Origin of the sequence: Parendozoicomonas callyspongiae (assembly GCF_023502345.1) — a bacterium.
GTDB classification, from domain to species: domain Bacteria; phylum Pseudomonadota; class Gammaproteobacteria; order Pseudomonadales; family Endozoicomonadaceae; genus Sansalvadorimonas; species Sansalvadorimonas callyspongiae.
In genome coordinates this window covers 1-978 of the sequence record NZ_JAMFLX010000098.1, presented here as the reverse complement: position 1 = coordinate 978, position 978 = coordinate 1, and the positions used below count along the sequence as shown (strand labels likewise).

At 41.2% G+C, this 978-nt stretch carries 1 protein-coding gene; it reads right to left on the bottom strand.

The genetic code is table 11. From position 1 onward, the window contains the following. The coding region (locus M3P05_RS20435; RefSeq protein ID WP_249701980.1) for a hypothetical protein at positions 1 to 978 on the bottom strand (978 nt) is incomplete at both ends.

The following is a 978-nucleotide window of genomic DNA, read 5'->3' as shown; positions in this document are numbered from 1 at the left end:
CCCGGTATTCAACAGGCCTTTAACAAAACCATGATCATGCTGGAGGAGTTCCGCCACAATCTCCCGCGAGTACGGCTCAGGCAGAGCAACCAGGATACAGACAATGGCTTGTGAAGAAAGATCGCTTTCAATCAACTGATCCGCCAGTGTCTTGTAATTATTTGCCGTCACAGGAAGATAAGTAGACAGCAAAGGATATACCTTTTCTAATTGCTGAATATTGTCTGTGTGACATTCAGAGTTCTGATATATGCTGGGACAGTACCTTAGGGTGAGGCCATTCTGAAGACCGTAAGCCACAATATGAATCAGAGGCCTGCCACCGCGTCCTTTAAAATCAATAATGAGTCTTTCCAGCAATACCTGAACCTTTTCCAGTGGTAGCACCTCGAACAAAAAATCAATAATTTTCAGAGATAGCACCAGATCAGAAGGTTCTACGTCCAGAATGGCGGCACCATAAAAATCATGGGGGAACTTGCCTTCAAAATTTTCTTGCCCGAAAAGGGGGCGAAGTTGAGCCATTTCTACCAAGGTGCGGAATTCATAAAAATGACTGTGATGGAGCACCTGGTGCAGGCAGCTGTTCCCGCTACTTTTGTCGATAACATGCAAAACTTTTTTGTACTCTTCATGTACTGACAGTATCTGGTTAACTATTTCGAATTGTTGCATTTTTGTCAGCCACCACAAAAGATAGGGGCGGAACGTTTCAGGAATTTTCAAAAACATATCAATGACTGAATCACTGCGTCTCATATTTTTTATTAGTAACATAAAATACTCATCATGCTCATTTAAAACAGAATTACCATATGCGACACTATCCTCATCAAAGAATTTCAAATCACTTTCACGGATAATTTTTTTTAACTTAGGAAGCACCAGCAATTCAAACACGGTTTTTTGCACGCAATGACTTTTACAACTCGCAATACCAAGAGCACCATAATCATTGAAGAACTCCCAAAACACCTT